This is a genomic window from Winogradskyella vincentii, assembly GCF_020166345.1.
Lineage (GTDB): Bacteria > Bacteroidota > Bacteroidia > Flavobacteriales > Flavobacteriaceae > Winogradskyella > Winogradskyella vincentii.
Genome location: NZ_JAIUJS010000001.1, coordinates 584,749 through 601,554, shown reverse-complemented (window position 1 = coordinate 601,554; position 16,806 = coordinate 584,749). Strand labels below are relative to the sequence as shown.

Sequence of the window (16,806 nt, the reverse complement as noted above, 5' to 3'; positions counted from 1 at the left end):
CTTAAACCAAGGCAGCAAAACCTAAAAAAGCTAATGATAAAAGTCCGGCAACCAATAAGTTTATTGGTACACCTTTCATGCCTTCAGGTATATTAGCTAATTCTAGCCTTTCCCTAATACTTGCAAAAACTATTAATGCCAAAGCAAAGCCAATAGCATTTGATATTGCAAAAAATACGGCTTTTAATAAGCTACTATTTTCTAATCCTAAGGCTAAAATTGCTACACCTAAGACCGCACAGTTAGTTGTAATAAGCGGAAGAAAAACACCCAAAGCTTGATACAAAGGAGGGCTTACTTTTTTTAATATAATTTCTACCATTTGCACTAATGCTGCAATGACCAAAATAAAAGTGATGGTTCTTAAATAGTTTAGTCCAGCAGGTACTAAAATATATTCATGTAATAAGTAAGTTACGGTAGTTGCAATGGTCATAACAAATAACACTGCTCCAGACATTCCTACAGACGTAGAAACTTTGTTAGAAACACCTAAAAAGGGACATATTCCTAAAAACTGGGATAGAACAATATTGTTTACAAAAACAGCAGCTATAAGGATTAAAATATATTCCATTTGTTAGTTTGTTTTAGATACTTTGTTGAATACTACTGATAAATATGCCAATGCAATAAAAGCACCAGGAGGTAGGATAAAAAGTATTAATGTGTTTGCATCCTCTGATACAAAACGGAAATCAAATATACTTCCGCTTCCAAAAATCTCCCGTACTGCACCTAAAGCAGTTAATGCTATTGTGAATCCAATTCCCATACCTAATGCATCAACAATAGATGACCAAAGGTCGTTTTTTGATGCAAATGCTTCAGCACGCCCTAAGATTAAACAGTTTACTACTATTAATGGTATGAAAATTCCAAGTTGTTCATATAAAAAAGGAATATAGGCTTCTAAAACCATTTCCACTATAGTTACAAATGAAGCAATAATGATAATAAAAGCGGGTATTCTAACCTTATTAGGTATTTGCGATTTAATCATGGATACTACAGCATTGGACATAAACAAAACGAACAGGGTTGCAATTCCCATCCCCAGTCCATTAAAAGCTGACGATGTAACACCCAATGTAGGACACATACCTAATAGCATCACAAAAACAGGGTTGTCTTTTATGATTCCCTTAATAAAGTTTTCTTTTTGAGTTATTTTCTCTGCCATGATGCCTAGTTTTTAGATTGTTTAGTTTCTACAAGTACATCGTAAGCCATTTGAGTAGCTTCACCAAAAGCACGTGTAGAAATAGTTGCTCCAGTAATAGCGTCAACATCGCCACCATCCTTTGTTGGCTTTAAGTTAAATTCTGAAGGTTTCTTACCTCTAAACTGTCTTATAAATCTTTCATCTTTCATCTTTGTTCCCAAACCTGGTGTTTCCTTTTGTTCAAGAACTACAATATTTTTAATGCTTTCGTCAGGGTTAAACCCTACCATTATTTTTACCAATCCGCTATAACCTCTTTCAGAGGAACCAATAACAGCTGTCCCAATATGACTATCATTTAATGACCCAAAATAGATTTCGATACTGTCTTTGATATTTTTAGGTTTATAGAGTAGTACCTCTTCAACCGGACTATTGTTAAATTCAGGTAAAACTTGTTTTAAGGCATTTATCTTTTTCTCTAATTTGGCTTGGGCTTTTGGGCCTTCAGTAATATCGTTTATAAAACCAAGAGATGCACCCGCAACAATTGTAATGACAACAAGTGCAATAATCATATTAAAAAAAGTAGATTCTTTTTTGCTCATAATTATATGATTTTTGATTTGATTTTGTTTCCAAATCTCCTCGGTTTAAAATACTTGTCAATAAGCGGAACAAAAGCATTCATAATTAATATCGCGAATGAAATTCCTTCAGGATAGGCACCAAACAGCCTTATAACTACCGTAATAATTGCAATCCCAACTGCAAAAATTACCATACCTTTTTTAGTCATGGGGCTAGTCACTAAATCAGTTGCCATATAGAATGCTCCTAAAATAGCACCACCAGAAAGAATATGAATTATTGGGCTTGCGTATAGCTCTGGATTCACTAACCAAAAGATTCCCGTCATTATGGCCATGGTTACAATAATGGTTACAGGTATGTGCCAGGTAATCACTTTTCTTACAATTAAAAAGATTCCACCTAGAAGTAATGCCAAAGCAGACATTTCGCCAGCAGATCCACTGGTTAAACCAAGAAGCAATTCCATGGATGAAGGTATTCTTTCACTAATTGTAGTCATTGTTTCACCGTACATTAGTCCTTCTTTGATGATACCAAGTGTAGTTTCGCCAGTAATTGCGTCTATTGATAAATTATTCTCAATGGCGGTTGGCCAAGACGTCATTTGAACCGGAAAACAAACTAACAAAAATACACGACCAACTAGTGCAGGGTTAAAAATGTTATAACCCAAGCCACCAAAAGAGAGTTTTGCAACTCCAATAGCAATTAAAGAACCAACAATAATCATATATATAGGCAAGTTTGTTGGTAGATTAAATGCCAATAAAATACCCGTAATCAAGGCAGAGCCATCGGTTATTGTAATTTCTGTTTTTAAAAGATATTTTTGAATTAGATATTCAAAAACTATACATGATATTATTGCAACTGATGTAAGTATTAAAGCACTAATTCCAAACACGTAAATAGATACCAAAAAGGCTGGGATCAATGCATAGAGCACATCATACATTACTTTTTTTGATGTTCTGGCTGAATGAACATGAGGTGAGGCTGAAATAATAATTGGATCTGCCATATTAATTCTTTGCAGTATTTAATTTTTTAACAATACTTTTTCCAAATCTTATATAGTCTAATAATGGTCTGTGGGATGGGCAAACATAACTACAAGAACCGCACTCAATGCATGTCATTACATCTTCATCCGAAAGGCGTTCATATAAGCCTTTTTCTGATAAATTCATTAATAAATGTGGTTCTAATCCCATTGGGCAAACAAATACACATTGACCGCAACGAATACAGTTTTTAGATTCTTGCCTGCTTGCTTCTTCTTCAGATATAACTAATATCCCAGACGTACCTTTAGTAACAGGTACATCAGTATTTTTTATGGCTTTTCCCATCATTGGCCCACCATTCACAATTTTTCTGGTACCTTCTGGTAAGCCACCTACTTCAGCAACTAAATCTTTAATAGGTGTGCCAATTTTCACCCAAAAATTAGAGGCGTTCTCCAAATTCTTTCCAGTTACAGTTACAACACGTTCTATTAAAGGTTGGTCGTATTGTACAGCCTGATATATTGCGTATATAGTCCCGACATTGTGTACAATAACACCAACGTCCATTGGTAATCCGCCCTTAGGAACTTCTCGTTTTAGAATTGCCTTGATAAGTTGCTTTTCACTGCCTTGAGGGTATTTCACCTTTAAAGCCGCTACCTTAATTCTTTTGTCGTCTCGTGTTGCTTCTTTTAGAACAGCAATAGCATCTTTTTTGTTGTTTTCAATTCCGATAACAGCTTTGTTAATATGTAAGGCATGCATTAATATTTGTATACCAACAATGATCTCTTCTGCTTTTTCTAGCATTAATCTATGATCGGCCGTTAAATAGGGTTCACATTCTACACCATTAATAATCAAACAATCAACCTTATTGTCATTTTTAAGATCTAGTTTAACATGAGATGGAAAAGTAGCACCACCTAAACCTACAATACCAGAATCGGTAATATGTTGTAAGATGTCTTTTTGATCCATGGTTATCTCCTTTTTTAAAGGAAAATCAGGGACTTCAAAATTTGATTCATTTTTTTGATCGGTTCTAATGACGATACATTGTTTTTTATAGCCACTTGAATCAACAATCATATCTAGCTTTGTAACAGTTCCAGCCACTGGTGTATGAATATTTGATGACACAAATCCACCAGACTTAGCTATTACTTGGCCAATTTCAACCTTATCTTTTTTTTCTACAATTATTTCTGAAGGGATACCAATATGTTGTGCAATCGGAACATAAACAATCTTAGGGACAGGTATTCTTTTAATCGCTTTTGAAGACGTTATTTTGTTTTCTTCAGGATGAATGCCACCTTTTGGAAATGTTTTAAGCATTTGCTTGTGTTTTTTCAGATTTTACTTGGGCTGTGTCTGCCGTTACTTTTTCTGCCTTGTCCTTTTTTGCTTTGGTTTTTACGTCTTTTGGTTTTTTTACTTTTTTAGGTGGAAAATTAGTTTCTATAATGGAATGAGTTGGGCATACTTCAACACACTTTCTACAAAGTGTACATGCCACAGGGTCGATATAAGCCAGTGTGTCGGTCATAATTACTGCATCTTTTGGACAAATGTCTTCACATTTAGAGCACCCAATACATGCTACATCACAAGCCTTTTTAGCAATACCTGCTTTGTCTTCGTTAAGACATCCAACAAATATTTTTAAGTCTCGCTTATTACGTGGACGCATTTCAATAATGTCTCTTGGACATGCTTTTACACAGGCTTCACAAGACGTACATTTATCTGTGTCAATTACAGGTAAGCCTGTATTTTCATCCATATGCATTGCACCAAAATCGCATACCGCTACACAATCACCATCGCCTAAACAACCATATTGACAATCGGTTTCGCCACCATATACCATTGCTGAAATAGCACATGTTCTTGGACCTTGGTAAATAGTAGTTTTTGGCCTAACGTCACAACCTCCTTGACAAAGGACAACTGCTACTGTAGGGTCTTTTTCTGCAACTTCTTTTCCTAAAATTTCAGATACTTGCTTCATAACATCATTTCCTCCAACTGGACAAAACAACTCTGAAATATCGTCGGTATCAACAAGTTTCTCGGCAAATGCTTTACATCCTGGAGAACCACAACCTCCACAATTAGCTGCGGGTAGTATATCGTTTACATCACCAATTAAGGGATTTTCATAAACGTAAAACTTTTTAGAAACTACATATAGTATAATGGCTGCAATCACTCCCAAAGAGACTAGTAAAAACACACTATTTAAGACTGAATCAGACATAATTATTAGATTTTTAATATGGATATTTTAAAGGCACTTTTGAGTGTGTTTTTTAATAAATAAAGCACATAGTAATAAGGAACTATTACAACAAGTGATATTAAACCAGCTTGCCACTCTTTTAAAAAAGACGAAGTAATTATTAATGTAGAGAACATTAGAATAAATGGGAATACATACGCCCAAAATACCGCCTTTAAACCCAATGCTTTTTTTAAGATAACATCTACCTGTTCGTTAATCTTAAAAGAATGTATAGAATCAGAGACTTCAACTTGTTTTACACTAAACTCTGAAAGACCACAACTTCCTTTAACATGACAAGACTCACATTGTATATTTTGTTCAAGAGTTACAATAACAGAGTCACTGTTTATTTTAGAAATAACACCAGCGTGGACAAAAGTGTTTTTATTTTTTTGATGGGAATTCATTAATAGTTATTCTTTGCCTAATCACGAAAGACTAAATTAGTTATTTGAACTCAGGGATTATATGACTTATGTCAGGTTAAGAATACCGTTAATTTTTCATAAAATTTAGAGGACTTGGGCTATATGGGACTGTCAAATGATAATTTTTTAGTCAGTTTCACTTATTTTTGCTCGTATTTTTTTAAAACATGGACGTTACAATAAAAATAACTGATAGAGAAGGTACACCTCATGAGGTGCTAGCTCCTACAGATATGGCAATGAATCTTATGGAAGTGGTAAGGTCTTATGAACTTGCTCCAGAAGGTACTGTTGGCGTATGCGGTGGTATGGTAATGTGTGCTTCTTGTCAATGTTATGTTTTAAGTGATACAGACTTGCCAGAAATGACTGACGATGAAGAAGCAATGTTATCTGAAGCTTTTTATGTAAAAGAAAATAGTAGATTGGGATGTCAAATACCAATAACTCCAGACACTGAAGGTTTGGAGGTAGAGCTGGCTCCTGAATCTTAGAGACGTTAATTTATCATTCAGTTTTATAATCAATTAGAGGAGTCGGGCCTTCTAATAATACCCTCACAATTTTTAATGTACCATCATCTGCTGTAGAAATTTGCCATTTTATAAGGGCAATTTTACCATTTTCAATTTCTAGTCCAGTAATACTCCTAGGATGAACACAGCTACCGTCATTAAAAAATGCAATATCTCCAGGTTCGGGAAAACGTGGTCTGTGGGTGTGACCCGTAATGGTAATTAAATTTTCATTTTCAATTATCCATTTTTTTGTGCGTCGTTCAACCTTAATGAGTTCTTTGTAGTTTTTTGCGGGACTTGTTGGGTCTGCAATTCCCATAACGTTCAGAGGCTTCCATAAAATCCTAACCATGAATCGACTCCATTTCCAAAAAAGATAATTCCACCAATCTGCTTGATGACCATGGCATAAAAATAGTTCTTGGTTTGTGTCGATATTTTCAAGTACAATGCCTTCATGATATTTTATGTCGCAAAACAATTCTTCGTCATTGCCAGTTTTAGGATCAAAATACGTGTTGAGGTGTTTATTAACATAATTTTTGTTACGATAAACCATATCATGATTGCCCCAAATCATATGTAGTCGTTCTTCATCATGAAATTGCTTCATGAGCATGAAAACATTTTTATGAGCATGTAAGATTGAAGTAAAAGATAGATTCTCCCATAATTCATCACCATCGCCTAATTCACAATAATGAAACCCATTATTATAATAATGTTTTAATGCATGGAAGTAGATGTTACGGTTGTTTGCAAAATCGTCTGCAAAGCTATTGTCCCCTCTATGACAATCACTAAAAAGAATGAATTTAGAATCGTCATTGAATGAGATTCTAAGTGCATTTTTATAAGCTATGCTTAATCTACGTTTTGAAGACATAAATCGAATTTAAGCAATTTATTCCATTAGTATTTCAAATGCTAAGGGAAGTAATTGAGTAACTAATTGAGAATAGGCAAATTCAGAAGGGTGCAAATTGTCTGGTGCTATGAGTTCAGGATTTGTTAAACCTTCAAAAATTAGATTTTGAGCATCAACTAAGTTGTAGCTATTTTCATTACAGAAATTCTCGATATATGTGTTGTAAATTGTTAATTCATCTGTAATAGTTGATCCTCCAAATGCTTGACCAAAACCTGTATTGGCATAATCAGGAATTGATATAATTATTACATTTTCTTTTTCGCCTTTGGCTAGTTCTGTAGCCTTATTTACTAGCTCTGGGAAATCTTCTTCGAACCAAGTGAATGGTCTGTTTTGAAATTGATTGTTGACTCCAATTAATAGTGTTACCAAGTCATAGTCATTTGAGGGGTTATCCTCATTTATTGCACTTATCAAATTTGAAGTATTCCATCCAGTTTCAGCAATTACCTTAAGGTTAAAAGTGTCTTGCACATTAAACTTTGTAACTAAACTATCTTTTAATTGCACTGGGTATCCGCATGTATCACATACGCCTTGGCCTTTTGTGTAGCTATCTCCTAAGGACAGAATTTTAAATGATTTGGGAATAATAGGATCATTATCATCTGAATCACAGCTAAATGAGCAAATAAATATAATCAGTAGATATATCTTTTTCATACTTGTAAAGATACAACAAACTCAAACGAAAAATGCCTCCATTAAGTGAAGGCATTTTCTATTTTTATTGACTGCTCTCTATTTAAAAGCATTTAAACCCGTAATATCTAAACCAGTAATAAGTAGATGAATATCATGCGTTCCTTCATAAGTAATCACACTCTCTAAATTCATCATATGCCTCATTATACTGTATTCTCCTGTTATGCCCATTCCACCAAGCATTTGCCTTGCTTCACGAGCAATTTTAATTGCCATCTCAACATTATTTCGTTTTGCCATTGAGATCTGAGCTGATGTTGCTTTGTTTTCATTTTTTAACTGACCTAATCTGAAAGCAAGAAGCTGTGCTTTTGTGATTTCGGTAATCATTTCTGCAAGCTTTTTTTGTTGCAACTGAAATGCTCCAATTGGCTTACCAAATTGAATACGTTCTTTAGAATAACGCAATGCAGTATCATAACAATCCATGGCCGCGCCAATAGCTCCCCAAGCAATTCCAAAACGTGCAGAATCTAAACAACCTAAAGGTGCACCTAAACCAGATTTGTTAGGAAGTAAGTTCTCCTTTGGCACCTTAACATCTTGAAAAATCAACTCTCCTGTGGCAGAGGCTCTTAAAGACCATTTGTTATGTGTCTCAGGTGTTGAAAACCCTTCCATACCGCGTTCTACAATTAAGCCATGAATACGACCTTCTTCATTTTTTGCCCAAACCACGGCAATGTTACAGAAAGGTGAATTACTAATCCAAAGTTTAGCACCATTTAAAAGATAGTGGTCTCCCATATCTTTAAAGTTAGTAGTCATTCCGCCAGGATTGCTACCGTGGTCAGGTTCAGTTAAACCAAACGAGCCCATCCATTCTCCAGAAGCTAATTTCGGTAAATATTTTTGGCATTGTTCTTCAGTACCATATTTCCAAATAGGGTACATAACTAATGAAGATTGTACTGAGGCTGTACTTCTAACACCAGAATCACCGCGCTCAATTTCTTGCATTATGAGCCCATACGATATTTGGTCCAATCCTGCACCTCCATATTCTTCAGGAATATAAGGCCCAAACGCACCAATTTCTGCCAATCCATTTATAATTTGTTTTGGGAATTCCGCACGTTGTGCGTATTCTTCAATAATAGGTGAGATGTCTCGTTTTACCCATTCTCTAGCGGCATCTCTTACTAATTTATGTTCTTCTGTAAACAGATCATCAAGATTATAATAATCTGGAGCTTCAAATAAATCTGGCTTCATAATTGCAATAAAATTTATAAAACAAAAGTAACGAAAACGTTTTCATTGCCCAACCTAAAGTCTTACATTTTCAAGTAAAAATCTTTGGTTAATTCTATATAGTCCTCTGTATAATTATGACGCGAATTTTCAATGATTAAATTTGAAATTTCTGGTTCGTGAGAATGAAATGAAAAGGACATTAAACTTCTTTTAATTTCTGAATTTTCAGTGCCTTTAACTCTAGTAAGTTTTATCAGTTTCAGATTAGCTTGATTTGCAAAATCTATAAACTTCTTTTCTTCTTTGTATGTTATTATTGTTGAGAAAATGCCATCAGGGCTTAAAAGTTTTGAAATCCCATAAACAAGGTGTTCAAAAGGCATAGCGTCATTAAATCTAGCAATATCACGAGCTTTGTTATTTGACTTATAATTTTCAGAATAAAAAGGAGGATTACATATTATGGAGTCGTATTCCTCATCCACTTCCTCAACAAACTCTAATAGTGATGCGTGGTAACAAAATAGACGATCGTTCCATGGTGAATTCTCGAAATTTTCTGAGCACTGTTCATAAGCATCACCATCAATTTCTATAGCTTCAATAATTTGTGCAGTACTTCTTTGAGCGAGCATTAATGAAATGATTCCTGTACCCGAACCTATATCTAAAATTGAAAAGGGTTGATGGTTGATGGGAGACCATGAACCAAGTAAAACACCATCCGTGCCAATTTTCATGGCACATTTATCTTGGTTTACCGAAAATTGTTTGAATTTAAATGGCTTTGACATCTATTTATATTGCCTTTAAAGGTAGAGATCTATTAAACCTTCAGGTGTATTAACGTGTATGGTTTTGTTTTTCCTGTCAATCTTAACGATAAATTCGTCGTTCATAGGAATTAGGATTTCAGTCCCATCTCTATCAATTTCAAAAAGTGCCTGAGCTGTAGAGTCATTTATATTCTTTATAATACCAACTTCACCAAAATTTTTGTCCTTTATACTAAAGCCAATAACCTCATGAAAATAAAATTTGTCACCTTCTAGTTTAGGTAACAAATCTAATGGTAAATAAAGATCTGATTTAAGAAGGGAATCGGCATCAGCTTCGCTGTCAACATCTTCAAATTTTAGTCTAAGCAAATCAGATTTATGTAATTGCGACCGTTCAATGAAAAAAGGAACCAAATTTCCGCGTAAATCAACGAATATGGCATCCAGATTATTATATAAATCAGGTTCATCAGTGTCTAATTTTGCCAATAGTTCACCCTTGAAACTGTATTTTTTTACAATCTTACCTAAATAGAAACATTTATCCTTTTTCATGACAGTAATAAATAAAAAACTCCGATAGAAACTATCGGAGTTTAAAAGTATAAAAATTTAATTTTTATTCTTCTTCGTTTGAAGCTGTTGTTTCTTCAGTAGTAGCTTCTTCAGCCTCTTCTGCTTCTTCAACTGGTGCCGCCGCAGCAATTCTGGCTTCGTTAACAGCTTTCTCAGCTTCTAAAGCTAATGCTTTAGCCTCTGCGTCTGCTTTAGATAAACCATCGGCTTTAGCTTGAACTTTCGTTGCTTTCTCTTCTAACCAAGCATTGAATTTACTCTCAGCTTGTTCTTCAGTTAATGCACCTTTTTTTACACCACCAGCTAAGTGATTTTTCAATAGAGCACCTTTATAAGATAAAATAGCTCTAGCAGTGTCAGTTGGTTGTGCACCATTCTGTAACCATTCTACAGACTTATCTAAATTCAAGTCAATAGTTGCTGGGTTAGTGTTTGGATTGTAAGCACCTAATTTTTCAAGGTATTTACCATCTCTCTTTGCGCGAGCATCTGCCGCTACAATCCAGTAATAAGGTTTTCCTTTTTTACCGTGTCTTTGCAATCTGATTTTTACAGGCATAATAATTAATTAGTGAGGTTCTCGACCTCTGTTATTAATGAGGGCGCAAAGATAAAACATTTTTTTAATTTCCAAGTGTTTAATGAACATTAGTCAATATTAAAAAATATTATACTTTTGACTGGCTTGATCCGTTATATTTGAATCTATATAAAATTTGCAATATTAGAATGAAAAAAACACTCCTCGTAATTCTTACATGCCTATTAGTTTTTGGTTGTGGTGATGAAATACAATTTAACAATCCTGCTTTTCAAGGTGATAGAGAAAATGAACTTTGGAGAGCCGAAGTTTTTTATGCAGGTATTGAAGCAAATGGTTTTTTAACTATTGTAGGGACTAACAATATCGAGACAGTAGAGTTAAAAGTGCCATCTGCAACAGAAGGAACTTACATTGTGGGTGATGTAAACACTATTGAAGCTGTATACAGAGACGCTTTTGATACTAGGTTTTCCACAAATAATAGGCCAGATGAAAGTGTATCAGTTTATCCTGAACTTGGCGAGATTATAATAGATGAAATAGACTTGGTTAATGCAACTTTTACAGGTACATATAGATTCTTAGCTTTTGACGATTCCGGTTTGAATTCAATTGGATATACAAATGGAATTTTTTATAAAGTACCATTAGAGTTTGGTGCATTCCCAGCAGATCCGATAACTTGTGATGATGTTCAAGCTGATGTGATAGCGGCTAGAATAGCATATGAAGCGACTTTTGCACCAGAATTAGATTTTATTGATCCAACTGCATTAGCAAATGCATGTAACAATTATGTTGCTGCATTAAATACGCAACGTAATTATTGTGGTGATGTAGATGGTGCAATTCAGGCAATTATAGATTCATTAGGAGATTGTCAAATTTCATGTGAACAAACTATCGCCAATAGACTCGAAGCTGAATCACAATTTAGCGGCGCAACAATAGGAACTTATATAGCACTTTGCGAGCAATATAGATTTTACCTTCTGGAGGAAATAAATACTTGTGGACCTGGAGATGGTAGTACCCAGTTAATCTTTAATGATCTTAATTGTAATGATAACGATGGAGATGGAATAGCAAATATTCTAGAAGATTTTAATGGCGATGGTAATTTTGGTAACGATGATAGTGATGGCGATGGGATTGTGAATTATTTAGATGATGATGATGATGGAGATGGCGTATTAACAATCGATGAGGGGTTTGATGCTAATGGAGACCCTATTGACACCGATGGAGATGGAGATGTTGACTATTTAGATAGTGATGACGATGGCGATGGAATTCTTTCGAATTTTGAAACGGGAGACAGTGATGGAGATGGCATACCAGACTATTTAGATAATGATGATGATGGCGATGGTATTTTAACCATCAATGAAAATGCTGATCCTAATGGAGATGGTGACCCAGTGGATGCTGTGGATACAGACGGAGATGGTGTTCCAGATTATTTAGATACATAAATAAATTATAAAAAATTATTCAAAACGCTACCGAAGAGGTAGCGTTTTTTGTTTACAACTGTTTATAACTTCATTTTATTAAAGTACCATAATTTGTTAATTTTAAAGTTCTGATTTTTTAAGTCAAACGAGCTCTATGTATTTAATTTTTGATACCGAAACGACAGGTTTACCAAAGCGTTGGGATGCACCTATAACAGATACTGATAATTGGCCTAGGGCTATCCAGATTGCATGGCAGTTGCATGACTCAATGGGTAATTGTATAGAACATCAGGATTATTTAATTCAACCAAATGGATTTAATATTCCATTTGATGCAGAAAAGATTCATGGTATATCTACGGAGTTGGCTCAAGAAAAGGGAGTTCCTCTAACTCAAGTATTGGATAAATTCAATGATGCGTTAAATCGGACAAAGTTTGTTGTAGGTCAGAATGTGAAATTCGATCTAAATATAATGGGAGCTGAGTTTGTTAGGGAAGATGTGGCTAATCCACTTCAAGAGTTACCAGTCTTGGATACGTGTACGGAACATACAGCATTACTTTGTAAAATACCAGGTGGTAGAGGGGGTAAATTTAAGTTACCTACTTTAACTGAATTACACCAGTATTTATTTAATCAACCTTTTGCTGAGGCACATAATGCTACGGCGGATGTGGAAGCTACGACAAGGTGTTTTCTCGAATTAATTCGAAGAAGAGAATACACAAAAGAAGAACTAGATGTTCAGCCTGATTATTTTGAAGCGTTCTCTCAAGTTAATCCAGAGTCAATTCAATTAATTGGTCTAAAGCACATTAATTTAAAGCGTGAAAGTGCCAAGATTAATGAAAGATTACAAAGAGAACAATCTGAAACAATTTCAGTAGAAACTAATCAGGAGACAAAACAATTACTTGCAGATGTTGATTTTGTGCATCTTCATAATCATTCTCAATTTTCAATTCTGCAATCCACTATTAGTGTTCAGGATTTGGTTGAAGCATCTGCAAAAGAGGAAATGCCAGCAGTTGCCTTGACAGATCATGGTAATATGATGGGCGCATTCCATTTTGTAAGTGCTGTTGCAAATCATAATAAAAGTATTAGGCAACAGCATAAAACGGCAGAGGAAAACGGAGCAGAGAAAAAGGGTAAAATCATAAAACCTATAGTTGGTTGTGAATTTTTTGTTTGTGAAGATCATAAAGATAAAACCCGAAAGGATAATGGCTATCAAATAGTACTTTTAGCAAAAAATAAAAATGGGTATCATAATCTTGCTAAGCTATCTTCTGCGGCATTTACAGATGGATTTTATTATGTTCCAAGAATTGATAAAGCCTTAATTGAACAATATAAAGAAGATTTAATCTGCCTTACAGGTAACCTTTATGGTGAGGTGCCAAGTAAAGTATTGAATGTAGGAGAAAATCAGGCTGAGGAAGCCCTTATTTGGTGGAAAGAGACTTTTGGTGATGATTTATACATTGAGTTAATGCGTCACAATCAAGAAGATGAAAATCGTGTTAACCAAATACTTGTGCAATTTTCTAAAAAGCACAATATAAAATTGGTGGCAACCAATAACACCTATTACGTTGAACAAGAAAATGCAAACGCCCATGATATTTTACTTTGTGTAAAGGATGGTGAAAAACAAAACACACCCATAGGTAGAGGTAGAGGTTATCGTTATGGATTGCCAAATCAAGAATATTATTTTAAGTCTTCAGAAGAAATGAAGGCACTGTTTAGAGATATTCCTGAGGCAATAATCAATATTCAAGAGATTGTAGAAAAAATTGAACCATATCAACTTGCAAGAGATGTGTTGCTGCCTGCATTCGATATTCCAGAGGAGTTTAAAGACTCTCTGGATATAGAAGATGGAGGTAAAAGAGGTGAAAATGCTTATTTAAAACACTTAACTTTTGAAGGTGCAAAAAAGCGTTATGGCGAAATAACCCCAGATATAAAAGAGCGTATTGACTTTGAACTTAGTGTTATTGAAAATACTGGATATCCTGGGTATTTCTTAATAGTTGAAGATTTTATTCGAGAAGCGCGTAATATGGATGTATCCGTTGGCCCAGGTCGAGGATCTGCTGCCGGATCTGTTGTTGCCTATTGCCTGTGGATTACAAATATTGACCCAATAAAGTACGACTTACTTTTTGAGAGATTCCTAAATCCAGATCGTGTCAGCATGCCAGATATTGATATAGATTTTGACGATGAAGGACGAGGACGGGTGATGCAATATGTAATCGATAAATATGGTGCTAACCAAGTAGCTCAAATCATTACTTATGGTACTATGGCTGCTAAGTCTTCTATAAGGGATACAGCTCGAGTTTTAGATTTACCACTAAACGAGGCCGACCATATTGCCAAGTTAATACCCAACATGTCAAAGTTGGGCAAGATATTTGGTAAAAGCGAAAAAGAGTTAGCACAAAAATTTAGGCAAGAGGAACTTCTAAAGGTTAATCAACTTCTTAATATTTCAGAGGGTGAAGATTTACAAGCTGAAACGGTAAATCAGGCTAGAGTTTTAGAAGGTTCTGTTAGAAATACTGGTATTCATGCCTGTGGAGTTATTATAACTCCTGGCGATATTACTAATTATGTGCCTGTTGCAACGGCTAAAGACTCTGACCTATATGTAACCCAGTTTGATAACTCTGTAGTAGAAAGTGCAGGGCTTCTAAAAATGGATTTCTTAGGTTTGAAAACCTTGACATTAATAAAGGATACCGTAAAAATTGTCAAAGCAAAACATGGCATTACTCTCGATCCTGAAAATTTCCCATTAGATGATGAAAAGACATATGAACTTTTCCAAAAAGGTGAAACCGTAGGGATATTCCAATATGAATCACCTGGAATGCAGAAGCACATGAAACATCTTAAACCAACTGTTTTTGATGATTTAATTGCCATGAATGCATTGTATCGTCCTGGACCAATGGAGTATATTCCTAGTTTTATTAATCGGAAACATGGTAAGGAGGAAATCATTTATGATTTACCTGAAATGGAGGAATATCTTAAGGAAACTTATGGCATTACTGTTTATCAAGAGCAAGTGATGTTGTTATCACAAAAACTAGCTGACTTCACAAAAGGTGAAGCTGATGTTTTGCGTAAAGCAATGGGTAAGAAACAAAAGGCGGTTTTAGATAAAATGAAGCCAAAGTTCATAGATCAGGCAGCCGCCAAAGGTATGGACAAGGAAAAGCTCGAAAAAATATGGAAAGATTGGGAGGCATTTGCTAGTTACGCTTTTAATAAATCACATTCTACTTGTTATGCTTGGATTGCCTATCAAACAGCATATTTAAAAGCACATTATCCTGCAGAATATATGGCAGCGGTGCTCTCTAATAATATGAATGACATTAAGTCTGTGACATTCTTTATGGAGGAATGTAAGCGTATGCGTTTACCAGTTTTGGGACCAAGCGTTAATGAAAGTTATTATAAGTTTTCGGTAAATCAGGATAATGCCGTTCGCTTTGGAATGGGTGCTATTAAGGGTGTAGGTCATGGAGCTGTTAAAACGATTGTGGAGAATAGAAAAAAAGACGGCAATTTTAGATCTATTTTCGATTTAGCGAAGCGCATTGATTTAAGGGCTGCAAATAAGAAATCATTTGAAGGATTAGCAAATGCTGGTGGATTTGATTGCTTTGAAGGCACGCATCGCGCTCAGTATTTTGCACATGATGGAGATGGTATTACCTTTTTAGAGAAAGCCATAAGGTTTGGGGCCAAGTATCAAGAAAATGAGAACTCCGCTCAGGTAAGTTTGTTTGGAGATTCGAGTGATGTACAGATAGCGGAGCCACAAGTTCCACCATGTGAGGATTGGGGAACAATGGAAAAGCTATCGCGTGAGAAAGAGGTTGTGGGAATTTATATTTCTGGTCATCCTTTAGATGATTTTAAAATTGAAATGCAAACATTTTGTAACGGTAACATCTCTGTTTTTAATGACTTGGATGCAATTCTAAATCGAGAAATTACCTTTGGAGGTGTAGTTACAGATGTGCAACATAGGGTGAGTAAACAAGGTAAAGGCTGGGCATTGTTCACAATAGAAGATTATACAGATAGTCATGAATTCAGGATTTTTGGTGAGGACTATTTAAAATTTAGACACTTTTTTGTTATCAATTCATTTGTCTATGTACGAGCATTTGTAAAAGAAGGATGGACAAATAGGGAAACAGGAAAGAAAGGTGATCCACGAATACAGTTTAACAATTTTCAATTGTTACATGACGTTATGGATACATATGCGAAGAAATTATCAATACAACTAAGTATAGATGATTTAGGTGAGGGTAAAATTTCAGAATTGAAAGAGATGTTTAATATGCATGATGGAAAGCACGCTTTGAACTTCGTAGTTTACGATAACGCCGAAAAATTAAAGTTGATTATGCCAAGCAGAAAGCAAAAGGTGAAAATTTCCCAAGAACTCCTGAATGAATTAGAAGAATGCGATGTAAAATATAAGTTGAATTAGCATAAAACCAAACAATGGTTGCATTGCCAAAACAAATACAGCCCATGTAAGGTTTGGCATTTTTTTTGA

At 34.9% G+C, this 16,806-nt stretch carries 16 protein-coding genes; 3 read left to right on the top strand and 13 right to left on the bottom strand.

The genetic code is table 11. The annotated features are described in order from the left end of the window. Nucleotide 1 precedes the first annotated feature (1 nt). The 7 genes from LBV24_RS02720 to LBV24_RS02690 are packed head-to-tail and all read right to left on the bottom strand — an operon-like array spanning nucleotide 2 to nucleotide 5,469. On the bottom strand, nucleotides 2-577 hold the full coding sequence (locus LBV24_RS02720; RefSeq protein ID WP_224477051.1) for an electron transport complex protein RnfA: 576 nt from the start codon (nucleotides 575-577) through the stop codon (nucleotides 2-4). Nucleotides 578-580: 3 nt separating this feature from the next. Next, complete coding sequence (locus LBV24_RS02715) at nucleotides 581-1,183, bottom strand: RnfABCDGE type electron transport complex subunit E (RefSeq protein ID WP_224477050.1); 603 nt, start codon at nucleotides 1,181-1,183, stop codon at nucleotides 581-583. Nucleotides 1,184-1,188: 5 nt separating this feature from the next. Next, nucleotides 1,189-1,773, bottom strand: a complete 585-nt coding sequence (locus tag LBV24_RS02710) for an RnfABCDGE type electron transport complex subunit G (protein WP_224477049.1) — start codon at nucleotides 1,771-1,773, stop codon at nucleotides 1,189-1,191. 2 nt (nucleotides 1,774-1,775) lie between these two features. Continuing rightward, nucleotides 1,776-2,780, bottom strand: coding sequence for an RnfABCDGE type electron transport complex subunit D (locus LBV24_RS02705; protein WP_224477048.1), 1,005 nt, complete (start codon nucleotides 2,778-2,780; stop codon nucleotides 1,776-1,778). A gap of 1 nt (nucleotide 2,781) precedes the next feature. Next, nucleotides 2,782-4,110, bottom strand: coding sequence for an electron transport complex subunit RsxC (gene rsxC, locus LBV24_RS02700; RefSeq protein WP_224477047.1), 1,329 nt, complete (start codon nucleotides 4,108-4,110; stop codon nucleotides 2,782-2,784). Beyond that, the gene (locus LBV24_RS02695; protein ID WP_224477046.1) at nucleotides 4,103-5,035 is read right to left on the bottom strand and encodes a Fe-S cluster domain-containing protein; all 933 of its coding nucleotides are present in this window, start codon (nucleotides 5,033-5,035) and stop codon (nucleotides 4,103-4,105) included. The genes rsxC and LBV24_RS02695 overlap by 8 nt, the downstream gene beginning before the upstream one ends. A 5-nt stretch (nucleotides 5,036-5,040) precedes the next feature. Then, complete coding sequence (locus tag LBV24_RS02690; RefSeq protein WP_224477045.1) at nucleotides 5,041-5,469, bottom strand: SoxR reducing system RseC family protein; 429 nt, start codon at nucleotides 5,467-5,469, stop codon at nucleotides 5,041-5,043. Nucleotides 5,470-5,657: 188 nt separating this feature from the next. Between LBV24_RS02690 and LBV24_RS02685 the strand changes: the two genes are divergently transcribed. After that, nucleotides 5,658-5,984 carry a 2Fe-2S iron-sulfur cluster-binding family protein gene (locus LBV24_RS02685; protein ID WP_224477044.1) on the top strand — a complete coding sequence of 109 codons (327 nt, stop codon included), beginning with the start codon at nucleotides 5,658-5,660 and terminating at the stop codon, nucleotides 5,982-5,984. 13 nt (nucleotides 5,985-5,997) lie between these two features. On the opposite strand, the gene LBV24_RS02680 is transcribed toward LBV24_RS02685, so the two are convergent. The 6 genes from LBV24_RS02680 to LBV24_RS02655 all read right to left on the bottom strand — a co-directional run bounded on the left by LBV24_RS02680 (nucleotide 5,998) and on the right by LBV24_RS02655 (nucleotide 10,755). Next, on the bottom strand, nucleotides 5,998-6,894 hold the full coding sequence (locus tag LBV24_RS02680; RefSeq protein ID WP_224477043.1) for a metallophosphoesterase family protein: 897 nt from the start codon (nucleotides 6,892-6,894) through the stop codon (nucleotides 5,998-6,000). A gap of 18 nt (nucleotides 6,895-6,912) precedes the next feature. Continuing rightward, the gene (locus tag LBV24_RS02675; RefSeq protein WP_224477042.1) at nucleotides 6,913-7,602 is read right to left on the bottom strand and encodes a GDSL-type esterase/lipase family protein; all 690 of its coding nucleotides are present in this window, start codon (nucleotides 7,600-7,602) and stop codon (nucleotides 6,913-6,915) included. A gap of 78 nt (nucleotides 7,603-7,680) precedes the next feature. After that, on the bottom strand, nucleotides 7,681-8,859 hold the full coding sequence (locus LBV24_RS02670; RefSeq protein WP_224477041.1) for an acyl-CoA dehydrogenase family protein: 1,179 nt from the start codon (nucleotides 8,857-8,859) through the stop codon (nucleotides 7,681-7,683). A 62-nt stretch (nucleotides 8,860-8,921) separates the two neighbouring features. Further along, nucleotides 8,922-9,635 carry a tRNA1(Val) (adenine(37)-N6)-methyltransferase gene (locus tag LBV24_RS02665; RefSeq protein WP_224477040.1) on the bottom strand — a complete coding sequence of 238 codons (714 nt, stop codon included), beginning with the start codon at nucleotides 9,633-9,635 and terminating at the stop codon, nucleotides 8,922-8,924. A 15-nt stretch (nucleotides 9,636-9,650) separates the two neighbouring features. Beyond that, complete coding sequence (rimM, locus tag LBV24_RS02660; protein WP_224477039.1) at nucleotides 9,651-10,175, bottom strand: ribosome maturation factor RimM; 525 nt, start codon at nucleotides 10,173-10,175, stop codon at nucleotides 9,651-9,653. A 64-nt stretch (nucleotides 10,176-10,239) separates the two neighbouring features. After that, nucleotides 10,240-10,755 (bottom strand): 30S ribosomal protein S16, encoded by a 516-nt coding sequence (locus tag LBV24_RS02655; protein WP_224477038.1) that lies wholly within the window; start codon nucleotides 10,753-10,755, stop codon nucleotides 10,240-10,242. 170 nt (nucleotides 10,756-10,925) lie between these two features. On the opposite strand from LBV24_RS02655, the gene LBV24_RS02650 reads away from it, so the two are divergent. Next, nucleotides 10,926-12,215: a DUF6252 family protein gene (locus LBV24_RS02650; RefSeq protein ID WP_224477037.1), complete on the top strand. Its 1,290-nt coding sequence runs from the start codon at nucleotides 10,926-10,928 to the stop codon at nucleotides 12,213-12,215. A 136-nt stretch (nucleotides 12,216-12,351) separates the two neighbouring features. Beyond that, nucleotides 12,352-16,737 carry a DNA polymerase III subunit alpha gene (gene dnaE, locus LBV24_RS02645; protein ID WP_224477036.1) on the top strand — a complete coding sequence of 1,462 codons (4,386 nt, stop codon included), beginning with the start codon at nucleotides 12,352-12,354 and terminating at the stop codon, nucleotides 16,735-16,737. Nucleotides 16,738-16,806 lie beyond the last annotated feature (69 nt).